The organism is Streptomyces hokutonensis (genome assembly GCF_042751305.1).
GTDB classification, from domain to species: domain Bacteria; phylum Actinomycetota; class Actinomycetes; order Streptomycetales; family Streptomycetaceae; genus Streptomyces; species Streptomyces hokutonensis_A.
Window position 1 is genome coordinate 139,660 of the sequence record NZ_JBHYWD010000017.1, and the last position, 17,623, is coordinate 157,282.

Genomic DNA, 17,623 nt, shown 5'->3' on the forward strand with positions numbered 1-17,623 from the left:
GTACACACACCCCGGCGTCGCTCGCGTGTCTTGGTTACTCCTATGGGGTGGGGTTGCGCCGCCGGTCGCGGTGGTGTGGGGGGGGGGGGGGGCGCCCCCCCCCCCCCCTGCCGCGCTTCATCAGGGTGTTGCATGGACGAGGACGTGATCAGCGCCCGGCTGCACCGCCGGATCCGGCGGGACTTTGCGGACGCCGACGTCGCGCGTGGGATCGTCGGGGCGTTGCGGGCGCTCGCGCTCGAGCTCGAAGGTTCGCTCCAGAGCCGTGAGCGGCTGCTGACCGCGGCTGTGGTGATCGCCGCCGGAGACGTCGAACGGTTTCGTTCGGCGGTACGGCTCGCTCGGACGGACTGGCGTGACCTGCTCATGGCGGGCGGGCTGGGGCACGCGGACTGGCCGCGTGTGCTGGACGAGGAACTGGGTCCTACCTCACATACGCCGGAGAAACCGCCGCCGTGCTGATCAGCCGGGCCTTCCCCGATCCGTCCGCCAGCACCTCGTACAGGTCCGCCCCGTAGTCCCCGGGCAGTGCGTAGACGATCGTGTGGTCGTCCCGCCACACCGCCTGGTCGTCCACGCTCCGTGACTCCGCCAGCGGGGTTTCGCGCATTGTGTGCAGGTCCAGGACGTACAGGTGCCAGGGTGCGTCCTTCGGGAGGCCCTTCACCCGTTTCTTGAAGGCGATGCGGGTGCCGTCGGGGGAGAGGGACGGGCACTCGACATTCGTGTGGATCGTGGTGACCGTGCGCGCCTTCAGGTCACCCCGCACCAGATACGTGCTGCCCTTCGTCGCCAGCGTCGCGTAGAACGTGCGGTCGTCCGCCGCGAAGGTCACGCCCCAGAAGTTGGCGTCGGCCGCGTGGTAGGTGTGGCCGTTCTTGAGGATGCGGAACGACTCCAGGGACGGGATCAGTCGGCCCGACCTCGTGTCTACGATCGCCGCTCGCGTGGAGAAGTTCGTACCCGCGTACGAGTCGCCGCCGACGAACGCCGTCCAGGCCGCGAAGTGGCCCGAGGGGGAGACGCGGGCCCGGGAGGGAATGCCGGGGACGTCGTAGTGGGCCCTTTCCTTGAGGTGGGCGTCGAGGATCAGGGCGCGGTAGGTGTCCGTGACCGTGCCGTGGACCGCCTGGAGGCAGACTCCGGTGCCCGAACTGGCGTAGAAGCGGAGGCACTTGAGGCCGGAGGCGGTGCGTGGGGCGGAGGGGGTGGAGGCCGGGACCGTCGTGAGTTCGTCTCGGTGGGGGCCCCAGGCCATGTTGCGGAAGATCATGGTGCCGGGAGACGTGAGGGTGAGGCGGCCCGCGGTGACCTGGGGGCCGTCGGGCTGGACCTGGTCCCGCTGCCCGGCGCGCGCCGACGCGTGGAGTACCGAGGCGACGGCGATCCCCGCCAGCAGGACGATCGCCGTGGTGAGGACCAGGATGCGGTTGCGCAGGGTCATGAGGCAGGCTCCAGAACTTGGCCGACCGTACGGCCCGGGCGGAGCGTCAGCGCGAACGCCGCGCAGACCGCCAGTGCCGCCGCCGACAACATGAGCGCCGTACGGTCGCCCCACAGCGTCCATGCCGCGCCGAAGCCCAGGGAGCACACGAACCGCGCCGCCGCCTGGCCCGTCTGCACCAGCGCCAGGCCCGACGAGCGCAGCTCTTCCGGCACGCTGTCCGAGGCCGCCGCCATCAGTACGCCGTCGGTCGCTGCGTAGAAACCGCCGTGCAGGAGGAGGACGGCGTAGGGGAGGGCCGTGCCGTGCCAGGAGGTCAGCAGCAGGGCGTACGCCGTCAGGAGGGCGCCGTGGCCGGCCAGGAATATCCGCCAGCGGCCGACTCGGTCCGCCAGCCGACCCAGTGGTACGGCGAGCAGCAGGAAGGCCGCCGCCGTGCCCAGGGGGAGCAGGGCGAACCAGCGGTCGGGGACGCCGAGGCGGCGTTGCAGCAGCAGGTACACGAAGGAGTCGCTGACCGTCGCCAGGCCCAGGAGCAGTGCGCAGACGGTGATACGGCGCAGATCGCGGCGGCCGAGGAGAGCGAAGGCGGCGCGGAGGGTGGGGCGCGGGGGCCGGCCTACGGCGGTCCGCTCCCGTGGGCCGACCCCCGAATCCCGCCTGCCTTGCTCCGGCCCACTCGGCCCTCTCCCGCCGGGCACGAACAGCACCAGCACCAGCACCCCCACCACGGCCACGCAGAAACTCACCGTGAACACCGCGTCGTACCCGTCGACCGTCGCCCGCAGGATCAGGAACGCCACCAGCGGGCCGAGCAGCGCGCCCGCCGTGTCCATCGCGCGGTGTACGCCGAAGGCACGACCCCGGTTCTCCGGGGTGGAGGAGAGGGAGATCAGCGCGTCGCGCGGTGCCGTGCGCAGGCCCTTGCCAGTGCGGTCGGCGGCCAGGATCAGGCCGATGGGGGTGAGGGTGTGGGCCAGGAGGAGGAGCGGCTTGCAGGCCGCCGAGATGGCATAGCCCACGCCCGCCACCCACTTGTGCCGGCCGCCGCCCCGGTCCGCGAGGTGGCCGCCGGCCAGCCGGACGAGTGCCGAGAAGCCGTTGTAGATGCCGTCCAGGAGACCGAAGCCCAGCGGTGACAGGCCGAGGCCCGTCACCAGGTACAGAGGCAGGACCGCGGTCACCATCTCGGACGACACGTCGGTGATCAGGCTGACCGCGCCGAGCGCGAAGACCGTGGGGGCGACCACGGCGGACACCCGCGCCGTAGTACCCGTAGTACCCGCGGTGGTGCTGCCGGCACGGGCGCGGCTGTCCGCCACGTACATCTCAGGACGCCCAGATGCCGGTGATGTCCGCGGCCGAGGCCGCGTTGCCCGCGTGGGTGCTCAGGCCCTGGGAGTCCTCCAGGGTCCGCAGCAGGTTGTAGTGGTTGTACGTGGTCGAGGACGTGGCGCCCGCGGTCACCGGCTGGCCGTAGAACACCGTCGGGATGCGGTTGCCGCTGAGCAGGTTGTCCTCGTCGAAGGTGACGACGAGCAGGCTGTTGTGGGTCTTGGCCCAAGTGGCGTACGCGCCAAGGTTGTTCTTCAGCCAGGTGTCACCGGTCGCCACCGAGCAGTCGTGCATGTCGCTGCACAGGTTGGGGGTCACGAAGGAGATGTCGGGGAGCGTCGTGTAGTCCGTGGGGAACTGCGTGAAGGTCTTCGCCGTCGACGTCGCGACATTGGAGAAACCGAACCACGGGTTGTGCTTACGCGCGTAGTTGCCGCTGCTGCACGTCGTCGAACCCTGGCTGGGCAGCGTCTCGTTGTAGCTGGCCCAGGTGCCGCCCGCCGCCGTCACCTCGGAGGCGAGGTTCGCGGCCGAGGAGAAGCCCGCCGTGTAGCAGCTGTCGCTGGTGATGCCCTGGGTGGAGCCGGAGAACAGCGCGAAGTAGTTCGGCTGGCTCGGGTGGGTGATCCCGTACGACTGGGTGAGGGCGGCGCCGCCGGATGCGAGCGAGTTGATGTAGGGGGCACTGGAGGACCCGATGACCTGGCTGTACGCGTGGTTCTCCATCACCACGACGACGACGTGGTCCGGGGTCGGCACCACGGTCGCGGCATGCGCGGTCGAGGCGGATCCGAAACCGGTCCAGACGCCGACGGCGGCTGCCGAGAAGGCGAGCGCGGACGCCACGACGGCGCGACCGCGGCGGTACACGGCACCAACGGAACCGCTGGAACTGCCGGAACTTCCAGAACTGCCGGACACTTCAACCTCCGGGTGGGGGGAAGGACGGGGGTGACGGTGCGGACAGAGCATGCACACGCCAAAATGCCCGCATCCCACCACCCCCAACCCGATGGATGAAGAAGTGGTGAATTGATGTCGGTGGTGAACTACTGCTGCGGACCGGCCAGTTGGGCCAGCACCCGATGCAGCGGCTCGGTGGCCCGCTTCCGGTACTCCTGGATCGCCCAGCCGTTGCCGTCCGGGTCCTTGAAGTACATGAAGGTGGCCCCGTCCTGCGGCGCGAACTGCACCGGCTCGCTGACCTCAAGACCGCGCGCGGTCAGCTCGTCGTAGGCCGCCTTCGCGTCCTGCACGCACAGCTGCATGCCGTGGTACGTCCCCGGCTGCGGCGTCCCGGTCGGCACCTGCAGGCCGTCGACCAGCGCGATCGAACAGCCGGATCCCGGCGGCGTGAGCTGCACGATCCGCACGCCCTCCATCACCTCGCCGTCGAGATCCACGTGGAAACCGACCTTGTCCTGGTAGAACTCCTTGGCCCGGTCCACGTCGGAGACCGGCAGCAGGATCACTTCGAGGGTCATGTCCATGGCTTGACTCCTTTGTCAGGCGCATCTCTGGCAGGCACGTCTGTCGGGCGCGTCACTCGAACCGCCACCGCGTCTGGCTGAACGGCTCCCCCTTACCGAAGCCGAAAACCGTGCGGGGCGCCACAGCGAAGACGAACGCGTATCCGCCACCGTGCTGGAAGGCCCCGTCCCGCACCTCGAAGTGCCAGAAGCTGCCGTACTTCGCCTCCCATGCGGCGGCCAGCTCCCGCAGCCGGTCCTCGTCCGCGACCCGCACCGCCGCACCCTCGACGACCAGGTCGTACCCCTTGTCCCAGGTGCTCGTGCCGGTTGTCAGCACGACGTGCGGGTTGTCGGCGAGATTGCGCGCCTTGCGCTCCTCGGGCCCGGTGCAGAAGTGCAGCGCCCCGTCCGCCCACACCGCGGGCAGGGGCGTCACATGCGGCCGCCCGTCCGGCCGCACCGTCGAGATCCAGAACTGCTCGGCCTGCGCGAGCCGCGCCTCGGCCGTGGCCCAGTCGGTCGCGGTGGCCGCCGGGTCGCTGTAACGGGGGTCGAGACGGGTCTGCGGTGCGTTGTCGGTCATCGGCTTCTCCCAGCGTCGGTTGTGCGTGCTCCCGTAAGGCAGACCCCATACCCCTGCGGAACTCATCGCCGCACGCCCCGGGGCCACCGTCCGCACCTGCGGTTAGGCTCGGGACGTCACGATCTAGATCGGAACGACCTAGATCCGAACGACTCAGATCCGAACGACCCAGATCCACACGACCTTGATCCGAGGGAGGCCGAGGATGACGGCGCCGGGACGCAGAAGCAGTACCTTCACGCGACTGCTGCGGCACGGCTTCACCGATCCCTCGGCCGCCGAGCGGCTCCTGGAGAGCGCGGAGCTGGCGCCGATAAGGAACGACCCGGTGCTGCTGGAGGCCCTCGGCGCCACCGCCGACCCCGACCTCGCCCTTCAGGGTCTCGTACGACTCCTGGAGGCGCAGCCCGAACCCACCGCCCGGCGCGAACTGACGGACACGCTGATCGCGGCGAAACCCCTACGGGACCGGCTGCTCGGTGTGCTCGGTGCCTCCGCCGCCCTCGGCGACCACCTCGCCCGGCACCCGCGAGACTGGCACGCCCTCGTCATGTACGAGCCCCGCGACCTCCACCCCGGGGTGGAGGAGTTCGAACGCGGACTCGCCGAGGCCACGGACCCCGTGACCCTCCGCGTCGCCTACCGCCGCTGCCTGCTGTCCATCGCCGCCCGCGACGTGTGCGGCACCACCGACCTCGCACAGACCGCCGCCGAGCTCGCCGACCTCGCCACCGCCACCCTGCGCGCCGCGCTCGCCATCGCGCGCGCCGCCGCATCCGACGACGCCGCGCTGTGCCGGCTCGCGGTGATCGCGATGGGCAAGTGCGGCGGTCACGAGCTGAACTACGTCTCCGACGTCGACGTCATCTTCGTCGGCGAGGCGGCCGACGGCGCTGATGAGGGCAAGGCGCTGCGTGCCGCCACCAAGCTCGCCGCACACATGATGCGGATCTGCTCGGAGACCACCGTCGAGGGCTCGATCTGGCCCGTCGACGCCAACCTCCGTCCCGAGGGCCGCAACGGCCCGCTGGTCCGCACCCTCGCGAGCCATCTCGCCTACTACCAGCGCTGGGCCAAGACCTGGGAGTTCCAGGCCCTGTTGAAGGCCCGCCCGGTGGCCGGCGACCTCGCGCTCGGCGCGGAGTACGTCGCCGCCCTCGAACCCCTCGTGTGGAAGGCGGCCGAGCGCGAGAACTTCGTCACCGACGTGCAGAAGATGCGCCGCCGGGTCGTCGAGAACATCCCCGCCGCCGAGATCGACCGCGAACTCAAGCTCGCCCCGGGTGGCCTGCGGGACGTCGAATTCGCCGTCCAGCTCCTCCAGTTGGTGCACGGCCGCGCCGACATCTCGCTGCGCAGCGGCACCACGCTCGTCGCGCTCCAGGCCCTCGCCGCCGGCGGCTACGTCGGCCGCGAGGACGCCGCCCGGCTCGACGACGCCTACCGCTTCCTGCGCACCATGGAACACCGCATCCAGCTCTACCGGTTGCGCCGCACCCACCTGGTCCCCGTCGAGGAGGCCGACCAGCGCCGCCTCGGCCGCTCCATGGGCCTGCGCACCGACCCGGTGGCCGAGCTGAACCGCGAGTGGAAGCGGCACGCGACGGTCGTACGACGCCTGCACGAGAAGCTCTTCTACCGCCCGCTGCTCGACGCGGTCGCCCAACTCGCCCCCGGCGAGTCCAGGTTGAGCGCCGAGGCGGCCCGCGAACGCCTGGTGGCCCTCGGCTACGTCGACCCGGCGGCGGCCCTGCGCCACATCGAGGCCCTCGCCTCCGGCGTCACCCGCAAGGCCGCCATCCAACGCACCCTGCTGCCCGTCCTGTTGGGCTGGTTCGCGGACTCCGCCGACCCGGACGCGGGCCTCCTCAACTTCCGCAAGGTCTCCGACGCGCTCGGCAAAACCCCTTGGTACCTACGGCTGTTGAGGGACGAGGGTGCCGCTGCCGAGAACCTCGCCCGCGTCCTGTCGGCCGGCCGCCTCGCCCCCGACCTCCTGATGCGCGCCCCCGAAGCGGTCGCTCTCCTCGGCGACGGTGACGGCGGCAGCGGCCTCGAACCCCGCGAACGCGCCCACCTGGACCAGGAGATACTGGCCGCGGTCGGCCGCGCCGACGACGCCGTCCAGGCCGTCACCTTCGCCCGCGGCGTCCGCCGCCGCGAACTCTTCCGTACGGCCGCCTTCGACATCGTCGGCTCCTACGGCACCGAGACCCAGCCCGCCGCCGCCGACCAGGGGGCCCTCGTCGACCGGGTCGGCAGCGCCGTCTCCGACCTCACCGCGGCGACCCTCGCCGGCACACTGCGCGCGGTCGTCCGCGAGAGCTGGGGCGACACCCTGCCCACCCGCTTCGCCGTCATCGGCATGGGCCGCTTCGGCGGCCACGAACTGGGCTACGGCTCCGACGCGGACGTCCTGTTCGTGCACGAACCCCGCGAGGGCGTGCCCGAGCGCGAGGCCTCCGAGGCCGCCAACAAGGTCGTCTCCGAGATGCGCCGACTGCTCCAGGTCGCCAGTTCGGACCCGCCCCTGCTGATCGACGCGGACCTGCGTCCCGAGGGCAAGTCCGGCCCGCTCGTACGGTCGTTGAACTCCTACGAGGCGTACTACCGCCGGTGGTCCCTGGTCTGGGAGTCTCAGGCGCTGCTGCGGGCCGAACCCGTCGCCGGGGACGAGGAGTTGGGCCGCCGGTTCATCGAGCTGATCGATCCGCTGCGGTATCCGGCCGAGGGGCTCGGCGACGACGCCGTACGGGAGATCCGGCGGCTCAAGGCCCGGATGGAGTCCGAGCGGTTGCCTCGCGGCGCGGATCCGACGCTGCACACCAAGCTGGGGCGCGGGGGGCTCTCCGACGTCGAATGGACCGTGCAGCTCATGCAGTTGCGGCACGGGTGGGTCGAGCCGGGGCTGCGGACCACCCGTACGCGCGGTGCCCTTGCCGCCGCGTGTGCCGCCGAGCTCATCTCGGCCGAGGACGCGGAGACCTTGGACGAGGCGTGGGTGCTGGCCACGCGGGTTCGTAACGCGGTGATGCTCGTCCGGGGGCGGGCGGGGGACACGTTTCCTTCTGATCCGCGTGAACTGGCTGCTGTGGGGCGGTACTTGGGGTATGGGCCGGGGCATGTGGGGGACATGCTGGACGACTATCGGCGGACTACTCGTCGGGCGCGTGGTGTGGTGGACGTGTTGTTCTACGGGGCCTGAGTGGGTTGTTTCTTGGCTGCGGGTGCGTGGGGACTGGGCGCGCAGTTCACCGCGCCCCTAGAAGACTCCACTGAGCGGCGCCTTGTAAGGGCGACGCTCACCAGGACCACCGCCATGCCCGCCACCACTCGCAACCCCACCCTCTCGCCCAGCAGCACCGCCCCCAGCGTCACCGACACAACTGGCAGCAGATAACCGACCGTTGCCGCGCTCGTCGCGCCTTCGTCGGCGATCAGGCGGTAGTTGAGGTAGAAGGTCACGCCGGTGCCCAGGACGCCGAGGGCGGTTACCGCCAGCAGGGCCGTGAGGTCGGGGTGCACGGGGCCGGCGGTCGGCAGCGCGAGCGTGGTCCAAGCCGTCGCCGCCATCAGTTGTGCCGCCGAGACCGCCAACGGGGCCTGGCCTGTGGTGAGTTTGCGGGCCATGTAGGCGAAGGCCACGGCGTAGCTCGCGGCGGCGGCCAGCAGGGCGAGCGCGCCCCAACTGGCCAGGCCCGAGCGCTGCCACGGGGCGAAGATCAGGACCGTACCCGCGAAGCCGAGCAGGAGGCCGGTGAGGCGGGTGCGGCCGAGGCCGCGGTCGGTGCCGAGGGCGATGCCGATCAGCAGGGACCACAGGGGAGTCGTGGCGTTCAGGACGCCCGCGATCCCGGAGTCGACGGTCTGTTCGCCCACGCTGAACAGGGCGAACGGGACGGCGTTGCAGAAGAGGGCGGCCACCGCGAGCCGGCCCCACGTCGTGCGGTCCCGGGGCAGGCGCTGGCCGGTCGCGCGGGCCAGGGTCAGCAGGACCAGCGTGCCCAGGGCGCAGCGGGTGATCGTGATCTGGGCGGGGGAGAGGCCGTGGTCCAGGGCGAGTTTGATCCACAGGAAGCCCGAACCCCAGAGGAGGGCGAGCGCGGCCATGCGGAGGGTGGAGGCGGGCTGCATGCGTCCACGGTCCGGCAGGGACTCATTTCAGCACAAGCGAAGAGTTCTACAGTAACTGTTAACCTCTGCTACATGCTTGATGTGCGACGCATGCAGGTGCTGCGGGCCGTGGTGGACAGCGGGTCGGTGACCGCGGCGGCGGCCCGGCTCGGGTACACGCCGTCCGCCGTCAGCCAGCAGGTCGGGGCGCTGGAGAAGGAGGCCGGGACCGCGCTGCTGGAGCGGGTGGGGCGCGGGGTGCGGCCCACGGCGGCCGGGCTGCTGCTCACGGGGTACGCGGACGCGATCGGCCGGCAGGTCGCCGAGGCGGAGACGGCGCTGGCGGACCTGGTGGCGGGGCGCACCGGACAGCTCGCGGTCCGCTATTTCGCCACTGCCGGTGCCGCCCTGGTCGCCCCCGCCGTGGCCCGGCTCCGTGCCGAACACCCGGGAGTGCGGCTGGAGTTGAAGCTGACCGACCCCGAGGACCCGCTGCCGGACGTGAAGGAGGGGCGGGCGGATGTCGCGCTGGTCGTGGGGGAGTCCCGTGCTCCCGACGGCGTACGGCTGGTGAAGCTGCTGGACGATCCGTATCTCGCCGTGCTGCCCAGGGGGCACCGGCTGGCCGCGCGGCGGAGTGTGGAGCTGCGGGAGCTGGCCGAGGAGGCGTGGGTCGGGAGCGAGTGGCCGGGGCCGTGCCTCGACGCCCAGCTCGGCGCGTGTGCGGCGGCCGGGTTCCGGCCGGGGTTCGCGGTCCAGAGCGAGGACTACGTGACGGCTCAGGGTTTCGTGGCGGCGGGCCTCGGGGTGACCCTGATTCCCCGGCTGGGGCTCGGCAGCCGCCATCCGGACGTGGTCGTACGGGTCGTACGGCATCCGGAGCCGGTACGGACCATCCACGCGGCCGTCCGCGATAGCGCACCCCCACAGCCGGCCTTGCGGGCGTTCCTGCGTGCGCTGCGGGACGCGGCGACCGCGACGACCGGGGGACCCGCCGCGGACTAGGACCCAGCCTTCGGCCGGGAGGTGCCCCCACCGCGTCGCCGCCCTCCTCCGCCTTGCAGTTGGACGCACCAGCCCCCGCTCACCGGCGCTGATCAGGCACTGTTTTCCTGCGACCCGATCCGCCGGACAGGTCCTGGGCCAGTCCTAGGCCTTGCTCGGCAGCCAGAGCCCGTCCGACCTCCGTACCGCCACCGTGCGCGGCAGGGCGTACGGGAAGGCGCCGTACCAGACGCGGGAGACCGCGAAGCCGAAGGCCAGGCAGAGCATGCCGCCGACCGCGTCGAGCCAGAAGTGGTTGGCGGTGGAGACGATGACCATGAGGGTGGCGGCCGGGTAGAGGAGGCCGAGGATGCGGACCCAGGGGAGTTTCGCCAGGGCGAAGATCGTCAGGCCGCACCACAGGGACCAGCCGATGTGCATGGACGGCATCGCGGCGTACTGGTTCGACATGTGCTTGAGGTCGCCGGAGGCCATCGAACCCCAGGTCTGGTGGACCAAGACGGTGTCGACGAAGTGGCCGCCGTTCATCAGGCGGGGCGGGGCCAGCGGGAAGAAGTAGTAGCCGACCAGGGCCACGGCGGTGGTCGCGAAGAGGACCAGACGGGTCGCCGCGTACCGGCCCGGATGACTGCGGTACAGCCACACCAGGACACTCAGCGTCACCACGAAGTGCAGTGTGGCGTAGTAGTAGTTCATGCCGACGATCAGCCAAGTCACCGAGTTCACCGCGTGGTTGACCGACTGCTCGACGGCGATGCCGAGGTGGTTCTCCATCCGCCAGAGCCAGTCGGCGTTGCGCAGTGCCTGGCCCCGCTGCTCCGGAACCGCGTTGCGGATCTGTGAGTACGTCCAGTAACTCACCGCGATCAGCAGGATCTCGAACCACAGCCGGGGCCGGCGCGGAGTCCGCAGCCGGCGCAGGAAACCCTGCCCCGCGGCGTCCGCGACGGGGCTCGGAACGGCTTCTTCACGGCCTTCCAATGTCGTCACGGTGGTCTCACCCATAGACACAAAGTCTGCCAGAAAAGGCTTCCGCGACCGATCATCCCCTGGTCGGGTCCGGCTCGCATGTTCTACGACGAGAAGAGTCCCCGTACTACTACCAGCGCAGGGGAAGTCGCCGCCTTTTCTCCCCCTTAGGGACGATTCCGTTCCCCGGGCGCCGAAGCCGTCGACCCCCGTACCACCAGCTCCGGCATGAACACGAACTCGCTGTGCGGCGCGGGCGTCCCGCCGATCTCCTCCAGCAACGTCCGTACCGCCGCCTGTCCCATCGCGGGCACCGGCTTGCGGATCGTGGTCAGCGGTGGGTCGGTGAACGCGATCAGCGGGGAGTCGTCGAAACCCACCACCGAGACGTCCGTGGGCACCTGAAGACCCCGCTGCCGGGCCGCCCGTATCGCGCCGAGCGCCATCATGTCGCTCGCGCACACGATCGCCGTGCAGTCGCGGTCGATCAGCGCGGCGGCGGCGGCCTGCCCGCCCTCCAGTGTGTACAGCGAGTGCTGCACCAGCCGGGTCTCCACGTCCTCGGCGGTCAGGGCCAGCTGGTCCTGCATCGTGCGGACGAAGCCCTCGATCTTGCGTTGTACGGGTACGAAGCGCTTGGGGCCCAGCGCCAGACCGATGCGGGTGTGGCCGAGGGAGACGAGGTGGGTGACGGCGAGGGTCATCGCCGCGCGGTCGTCCGGCGAGATGAACGGCGCCTGCACCTTGGGCGAGAAGCCGTCCACGAGGACGAACGGCACGCCCTGCGCCCGCAGTTGCTCGTAGCGCTGCATGTCCGCGGAGGTGTCCGCGTGCAGTCCGGAGACGAAGATGATGCCCGCGACCCCGCGGTCGACGAGCATCTCGGTCAGCTCGTCCTCCGTGGACCCGCCGGGGGTCTGGGTGGCGAGCACCGGGGTGTAGCCCTGCCGGGTCAGCGCCTGCCCTATGACCTGCGCCAGGGCGGGGAATATCGGGTTCTCCAGCTCCGGCGTTATGAGACCGACCAGGCCCTCGCTGCGCTGCCGCAGCCGTACCGGACGCTCGTAGCCGAGCACGTCGAGGGCGGCGAGGACGGACTGGCGGGTGGTGGCGGCGACGCCCGGCTTGCCGTTGAGGACGCGGCTGACGGTCGCCTCGCTCACCCCCGCCTGCGCGGCGATGTCGGCAAGCCGTGTGGTCACGGGAGTGGACTGTACCGGCCGTCGGCGCGCTGCGGGTTGCTGCGTCATCGCGATCCCTCGTGTTCTGGTGGGCTTCTGGTCGGTATGTCGGTATACGGAGTGCGGCAAGAGCTTGCAGAGTCTTGCACAAGTGTCTCATCGCCCGCTGAGCCGCATCAATACTCGGTTTCACCCGGATCGGGAGGAGGTCACGGGCGAGTAACTCTCAAGCCGTCTTGCAGTTTTTTGCAGCAAGGACTTTCGCAACGCTTTCATCGCTGTTACGTTCGGCGACGCCCGGCGGCGGCGAAGGAGCGGTCGGCGAGTCACAGGGGCGGCGGACGGGCCCGCCCCCTGCGGCACACGGGCTTTCACCCTCAAGGAGAACTCATGCGGCGTGGCATAGCGGCCACCGCTCTGGTGGCGTCCCTCGCCCTCGCGGCGACGGCCTGCGGCGGCAGTGACAGTGGCAGCGGCAAGTCGGACGGGCCGGTCACCATCACCTGGTGGGACACCTCCAACGCCACCAATGAGGCACCCACGTACAAGGCCCTGGTCGCCAAGTTCGAGGCCGCCAACAAGAACATCAAGGTCAAGTACGTCAACGTGCCCTTCGACCAGGCGCAGAACAAGTTCGACACCGCCGCCGGCTCCAAGGGCGCCCCGGACGTGCTGCGTTCGGAGGTCGGCTGGACCCCCGCCTTCGCGAAGAAGGGCTACTTCCTGCCGCTCGACGGCACCGAAGCCCTCGCCGACCAGGCCAAGTTCAAGCCGAACCTGATCACTCAGGCCCAGTACGACGGCAAGACGTACGGCGTGCCGCTGGTCACCGACACCCTCGCCCTCGTCTACAACAAGGCGATCTTCAAGAAGGCCGGCATCACCCAACCGCCCACCACCTGGGACGAGTTGAAGGCCGACGCCTCCGAGATCGACGCCAAGGAGAAGGTGTACGGCTACTGGGGCTCCACCCAGGCCTACTACGCGCAGACCTTCCTCTACGGCGAGGGCACCGACACCGTCGACGCCGCCGCCAAGAAGATCACCGTGAACTCCGCCGCCGCGCAGAAGGCCTACGGCACCTGGCTCAGCCTCTTCACCGGCCAGGGCCTGCACGACGCCGACACCACCGCCGACGCCTACGCCCACATCCAGGACGCGTTCGTCAACGGCCAGGTCGCCTCGATCATCCAGGGCCCCTGGGAGATCACGAACTTCTACAAGGGCTCGGCCTTCAAGGACAAGTCCAACCTCGGCATCGCCCAGATCCCGGCCGGCTCCACCGGCAAGTCCGGCGCCCCGACCGGCGGTCACAACCTCTCGGTCTACGCAGGATCGGACTCCGCGCACCAGAAGGCGTCCCTGAAGTTCCTCAACTTCATGACCTCCGCCGCCTCCCAGTCGACGATCGCGCTGAAGAACTCGACGCTGCCGACCCGCGACGACGCCTACACCGCAGCCGTCAAGGCCGACCCGGGCATCGCCGGCTTCCAGAGCGTCCTCGGCGCCGCCCAGCCGCGCCCGGCGCTCGCCGAGTACAGCTCGCTGTGGGGTCCGCTGGACACCGAGCTGCCCAAGATCGCCGGCGGCAAGGAGTCCCTCACCAAGGGCCTGAGCAACGCCGAACTCGCGATCCAGAAGCTGGTCCCGGACTTCAGCAAGTAGCCCGAGTGGCCGCCGGATCCCCAAGCAGCAGCCTGGGGGAGGGATCCGGCGGCCCCCGGCCTGCGCACCGGCCCAACTCCTGACCTTCCAGAAGGTGTCGAACGAACCATGACAGTCGCCATCGACCGCGCGACCGGCAAGCGCCACGGTGACCGCGCACCCCGACCCGGCCCGGGCAGTCGTCTCAAGTCCGCCTATCAGAAGCACTGGTACGCGTACGCGATGATCATCCCCGTGGTCGTCGTGCTCGGCGTCCTCGTGCTCTACCCCCTGGTGTACGGCCTCTACCTGACGCTCACCGACGCCAACAGCCTCAACACCGCGCGCACGATCGGCGTCAACCACATCGACGCCACCTACAAGTTCATCGGGCTCGACAACTACAAGGACATCCTGTTCGGCCCGACGTCGTACGACCGCTTCTGGTCGCACTTCATCTGGACGATCGTCTGGACCGCGGTCTGCGTCACCCTGCACTACACGATCGGCCTCGCGCTCGCCCTGCTGCTCAACCAGAAGCTGCGCGGACGCACCCTGTACCGGCTGATCCTGATCCTGCCGTGGGCCGTCCCCACCTTCGTCACCGTGTTCGGCTGGCGTTTCATGCTCGCCGACGGCGGCATCATCAACACCGCCCTGCACACCCTGCACCTGCCCCAACCCAACTGGCTGGAAAGCACGTTCTGGCAGCGGACCGCCGCGATCATGGTCAACACCTGGTGCGGTGTGCCCTTCATGATGGTCTCGATGCTCGGCGGACTGCAGTCCATCGACGCCTCGCTCTACGAGGCCGCCGAGATGGACGGCGCCAGCACCTGGCAGCGCTTCCGCTACGTCACCCTCCCGGGCCTCAGGTCGGTCAGCTCCACCGTCGTACTCCTCGGCGTCATCTGGACCTTCAACCAGTTCGCCGTCATCTTCCTGCTGTTCGGCAACACGGCCCCCGACGCCTCGATCCTCGTCACCTGGTCGTACTACCTCGGCTTCGGCCAACAGCCGCGTGACTTCGCCCAGTCGGCCGCCTACGGCATCCTGCTGCTGGCCATCCTGATCGTCTTCACCTCCTTCTACCGCCGCTGGCTGAACCGCAACGACCAGCAGCTCGCGATCTGAGGCAGGAGTCCCCATGAGCACCACGACCACACCCCAACGGACGCGCCGCCGAGGAGAGTTGGGCCGCGCCGGCTCTCTCACCTCGCACGGCATCCTGATCGTCGCGAGCCTGATCGCCCTCTTCCCGATCGCCTGGCTGGTCTTCCTCTCGCTGGGCCCGGACTCGGACGACTATCTCCACCCGGCCGGCATCTGGAAGAAGATGACGCTCGGCAACTACTCGTTCGTCCTCCAGCACACCGAGTTCTTCGACTGGTTGAAGAGCTCGCTGATCGTCTCGCTCGGCACCACGGTCATCGGCGTGACCATCGCGGCCAGCACCGGCTACGCCGTCTCGCGCATGCGCTTCCCCGGCTACCGGAAGTTCATGTGGGTGCTGCTGGTCACCCAGATGTTCCCGATAGCGGTACTTATTGTGCCGATGTACCAGATTCTGGCGGATCTGCAGCTCATCGACAGCTACCTTGGTCTCATCCTCGTCTACTGCTCGACGGCGGTGCCGTATTGCGCCTGGCTGCTCAAGGGTTACTTCGACACGATCCCGTTCGAGATCGACGAGGCCGGACGCGTCGACGGGCTGAACCCCTTCGGCACGTTCGCGCGACTGATCCTGCCGCTCGCCAAGCCGGGTCTGGCGGTCGCCGCGTTCTACAGCTTCCTCACGGCGTTCGGCGAGGTCGCTTTCGCCTCGACGTTCATGCTGTCCGACACGAAGTACACGTTCGCGGTCGGTCTCCAGACCTTTGTCAGCGAGCACGATGCGCAGCGGAACCTGATGGCGGCGACGGCTGTGCTGATCGCGATACCTGTGGCCGCGTTCTTCTATCTCGTGCAGAAGAACTTGGTCACAGGCCTGACGGCAGGCGGAACCAAGGGATAGAACGCCGGTGACTGGGGGCGCCCCAAAGGGGCGCGGGGAACTGCGCGACCAGCCCCCACTCAGCCGCACACAAACTCGAGGCGGCCGTAACGTCCATCCGACCCCGCTGACATTACGGCCGCCTCGTCATCAACTCCCCACGACCAAAACCCCGTTACGTACCAAGGACGCCATGACCCAGCAGCACTCGGCCATCGCCCCGACACCGAAGAACCCCGCCAAAGCCAAGCGCGGCGACTGGTGGCGGGACGCGGTGATCTACCAGGTCTATCCGCGCAGCTTCGCCGACAGCAACGGTGACGGCATGGGCGACCTGGAGGGCGTACGCTCGCGACTCCCGTATCTGCGTGACCTCGGCGTGGACGCCGTCTGGCTCAGCCCGTTCTACGCCTCGCCGCAGGCGGACGCGGGCTACGACGTCGCCGACTACCGTGCCGTGGACCCGATGTTCGGCAATCTGCTCGACGCCGACGCGCTGATCCGTGACGCTCATGGACTCGGTCTGCGTGTCATCGTCGACCTGGTTCCCAATCACTCCTCCGATCAGCACGAGTGGTTCAAGCGGGCGTTGCGCGAGGGCCCCGGCTCCCCGCTGCGCGAGCGCTACCACTTCCGGCCCGGCAAGGGTGAGCACGGCGAACTCCCGCCCAACGACTGGGAGTCCATCTTCGGCGGGCCGGCCTGGACCCGAGTCCCGGACGGGGAGTGGTACTTGCACCTCTTCGCGCCCGAGCAGCCCGACTTCAACTGGGAACACCCGGCGGTGGGCGACGAGTTCAGGTCCGTCCTGCGGTTCTGGCTGGACATCGGCGTCGACGGATTCCGGATCGACGTCGCCCATGGGCTGGTGAAGGCGGAGGGGCTGCCGGATCTCGGCTCGCACGACCAAGTCAAGCTGCTGGGCAACGATGTCATGCCGTTCTTCGACCAGGACGGCGTGCACGACATCTACCGGCAGTGGCGCCTGGTCCTCGACGAGTACGCGGGCGAGCGCATCTTCGTCGCCGAGGCATGGACCCCGACCGTGGAGCGGACGGCCAACTACGTCCGCCCGGACGAACTCCACCAGGCCTTCAACTTCCAGTACCTGGCGACCGATTGGGACGCCGGGGAACTCCGTACGGTGATCGACCGGACGCTGGAGGCCATGCGGCCGGTCGGCGCCCCGGCCACCTGGGTCCTCTCCAACCACGACGTCACCCGGCACGCCACCCGCTTCGCCAACCCGCCCGGCCTCGGCACCCAGATCCGCACCGCCGGGGACCGGGAACTGGGCCTGCGCCGGGCCCGCGCGGCGACGCTGCTGATGCTGGCGCTGCCCGGCTCGGCGTACATCTACCAGGGCGAGGAACTCGGCCTGCCCGACGTCGTCGACCTGTCGGACGAAGTGCGCCAGGATCCCGCCTACTTCAGGGGCGCGGGCCAGGACGGCTTCCGCGACGGGTGCCGGGTGCCGATCCCGTGGACGCGCACCGGATCGTCGTACGGCTTCGGGAACGGCGGGAGTTGGCTGCCGCAACCGGACGGCTGGGGCGAGTTGAGCATCGAGGCGCAGACGGGGACGGCCGGTTCCACGCTGGAGCTGTACCGGGCCGCGCTCGCCGCCCGCCGAACCCAGCCCGATCTCGGCGCGGGCGACTCGGTGGAGTGGCTGCGGGCGCCCGAGGGCGTACTCGCCTTCCGGCGGGGGGAGTTCGTGTGTGTCGCGAACACCAGCGGGGAGTCGGTGACGACCTCGGCGTACGGCCGGCTGCTGCTCGCCAGCGGTGAGGTGACCGAGGCGGACGGTGAGGCGAAGCTGCCCGCCGACACGACGGTCTGGTGGACCACCACGCCGTAGCAGAGAAGTTCTTGCAGCAACTT

Annotated in this window: 15 protein-coding genes; 7 read left to right on the forward strand and 8 right to left on the reverse strand. The window is 69.7% G+C overall.

The features are described from left to right. The first annotated feature begins 132 nt into the window (after positions 1-132). Complete coding sequence (locus tag ACFXC1_RS35815) at positions 133-462, forward strand: hypothetical protein (RefSeq protein ID WP_381250907.1); 330 nt, start codon at positions 133-135, stop codon at positions 460-462. On the opposite strand, the gene ACFXC1_RS35820 is transcribed toward ACFXC1_RS35815, so the two are convergent. The 5 genes from ACFXC1_RS35820 to ACFXC1_RS35840 form a co-directional block, all read right to left on the reverse strand. Continuing rightward, complete coding sequence (locus ACFXC1_RS35820; protein ID WP_381250909.1) at positions 425-1,444, reverse strand: TolB family protein; 1,020 nt, start codon at positions 1,442-1,444, stop codon at positions 425-427. The genes ACFXC1_RS35815 and ACFXC1_RS35820 overlap by 38 nt on opposite strands. Continuing rightward, on the reverse strand, positions 1,441-2,772 hold the full coding sequence (locus ACFXC1_RS35825) for an MFS transporter (protein WP_381250910.1): 1,332 nt from the start codon (positions 2,770-2,772) through the stop codon (positions 1,441-1,443). The genes ACFXC1_RS35820 and ACFXC1_RS35825 overlap by 4 nt, the downstream gene beginning before the upstream one ends. Before the next feature lies 1 nt (position 2,773). Next, positions 2,774-3,649 carry an alkaline phosphatase family protein gene (locus tag ACFXC1_RS35830; protein WP_381250912.1) on the reverse strand — a complete coding sequence of 292 codons (876 nt, stop codon included), beginning with the start codon at positions 3,647-3,649 and terminating at the stop codon, positions 2,774-2,776. Positions 3,650-3,828: 179 nt separating this feature from the next. After that, the gene (locus ACFXC1_RS35835) at positions 3,829-4,269 is read right to left on the reverse strand and encodes a VOC family protein (RefSeq protein ID WP_381250914.1); all 441 of its coding nucleotides are present in this window, start codon (positions 4,267-4,269) and stop codon (positions 3,829-3,831) included. Positions 4,270-4,321: 52 nt separating this feature from the next. After that, on the reverse strand, positions 4,322-4,834 hold the full coding sequence (locus ACFXC1_RS35840) for a pyridoxamine 5'-phosphate oxidase family protein (protein ID WP_381250916.1): 513 nt from the start codon (positions 4,832-4,834) through the stop codon (positions 4,322-4,324). A gap of 205 nt (positions 4,835-5,039) precedes the next feature. On the opposite strand from ACFXC1_RS35840, the gene ACFXC1_RS35845 reads away from it, so the two are divergent. Continuing rightward, entirely contained in the window at positions 5,040-8,039 is a 3,000-nt protein-coding gene (locus ACFXC1_RS35845; protein ID WP_381250918.1) for a bifunctional [glutamine synthetase] adenylyltransferase/[glutamine synthetase]-adenylyl-L-tyrosine phosphorylase, read from the forward strand. Here the strand turns inward: ACFXC1_RS35845 and ACFXC1_RS35850 are convergent. Continuing rightward, entirely contained in the window at positions 8,027-8,968 is a 942-nt protein-coding gene (locus ACFXC1_RS35850; protein ID WP_381250920.1) for a DMT family transporter, read from the reverse strand. The two genes, ACFXC1_RS35845 and ACFXC1_RS35850, sit on opposite strands and share 13 nt — an antisense overlap. 90 nt (positions 8,969-9,058) lie before the next feature. On the opposite strand from ACFXC1_RS35850, the gene ACFXC1_RS35855 reads away from it, so the two are divergent. Next, positions 9,059-9,952, forward strand: coding sequence for a LysR family transcriptional regulator (locus ACFXC1_RS35855; protein WP_381251023.1), 894 nt, complete (start codon positions 9,059-9,061; stop codon positions 9,950-9,952). Between the two features lie 144 nt (positions 9,953-10,096). Here the strand turns inward: ACFXC1_RS35855 and ACFXC1_RS35860 are convergent, their stop codons facing one another. Together ACFXC1_RS35860 and ACFXC1_RS35865 are read right to left on the reverse strand one after the other, a co-directional pair. Beyond that, entirely contained in the window at positions 10,097-10,957 is an 861-nt protein-coding gene (locus ACFXC1_RS35860) for a phosphatase PAP2 family protein (RefSeq protein ID WP_381250922.1), read from the reverse strand. 131 nt (positions 10,958-11,088) lie between these two features. Continuing rightward, positions 11,089-12,123, reverse strand: coding sequence for a LacI family DNA-binding transcriptional regulator (locus ACFXC1_RS35865; RefSeq protein WP_019067315.1), 1,035 nt, complete (start codon positions 12,121-12,123; stop codon positions 11,089-11,091). A 369-nt stretch (positions 12,124-12,492) separates the two neighbouring features. On the opposite strand from ACFXC1_RS35865, the gene ACFXC1_RS35870 reads away from it, so the two are divergent. The 4 genes from ACFXC1_RS35870 to ACFXC1_RS35885 all read left to right on the forward strand — a co-directional run bounded on the left by ACFXC1_RS35870 (position 12,493) and on the right by ACFXC1_RS35885 (position 17,600). Then, a complete protein-coding gene (locus ACFXC1_RS35870; protein WP_381250924.1) occupies positions 12,493-13,767 on the forward strand; it encodes an extracellular solute-binding protein in 1,275 nt (424 codons plus the stop codon). 108 nt (positions 13,768-13,875) lie between these two features. Next, a complete protein-coding gene (locus tag ACFXC1_RS35875; RefSeq protein WP_381250926.1) occupies positions 13,876-14,880 on the forward strand; it encodes a carbohydrate ABC transporter permease in 1,005 nt (334 codons plus the stop codon). Positions 14,881-14,893: 13 nt separating this feature from the next. Further along, the gene (locus tag ACFXC1_RS35880; RefSeq protein ID WP_381250928.1) at positions 14,894-15,760 is read left to right on the forward strand and encodes a sugar ABC transporter permease; all 867 of its coding nucleotides are present in this window, start codon (positions 14,894-14,896) and stop codon (positions 15,758-15,760) included. 172 nt (positions 15,761-15,932) lie between these two features. Beyond that, entirely contained in the window at positions 15,933-17,600 is a 1,668-nt protein-coding gene (locus tag ACFXC1_RS35885) for a glycoside hydrolase family 13 protein (RefSeq protein WP_381250930.1), read from the forward strand. The last annotated feature ends 23 nt before the right edge of the window (positions 17,601-17,623 follow it).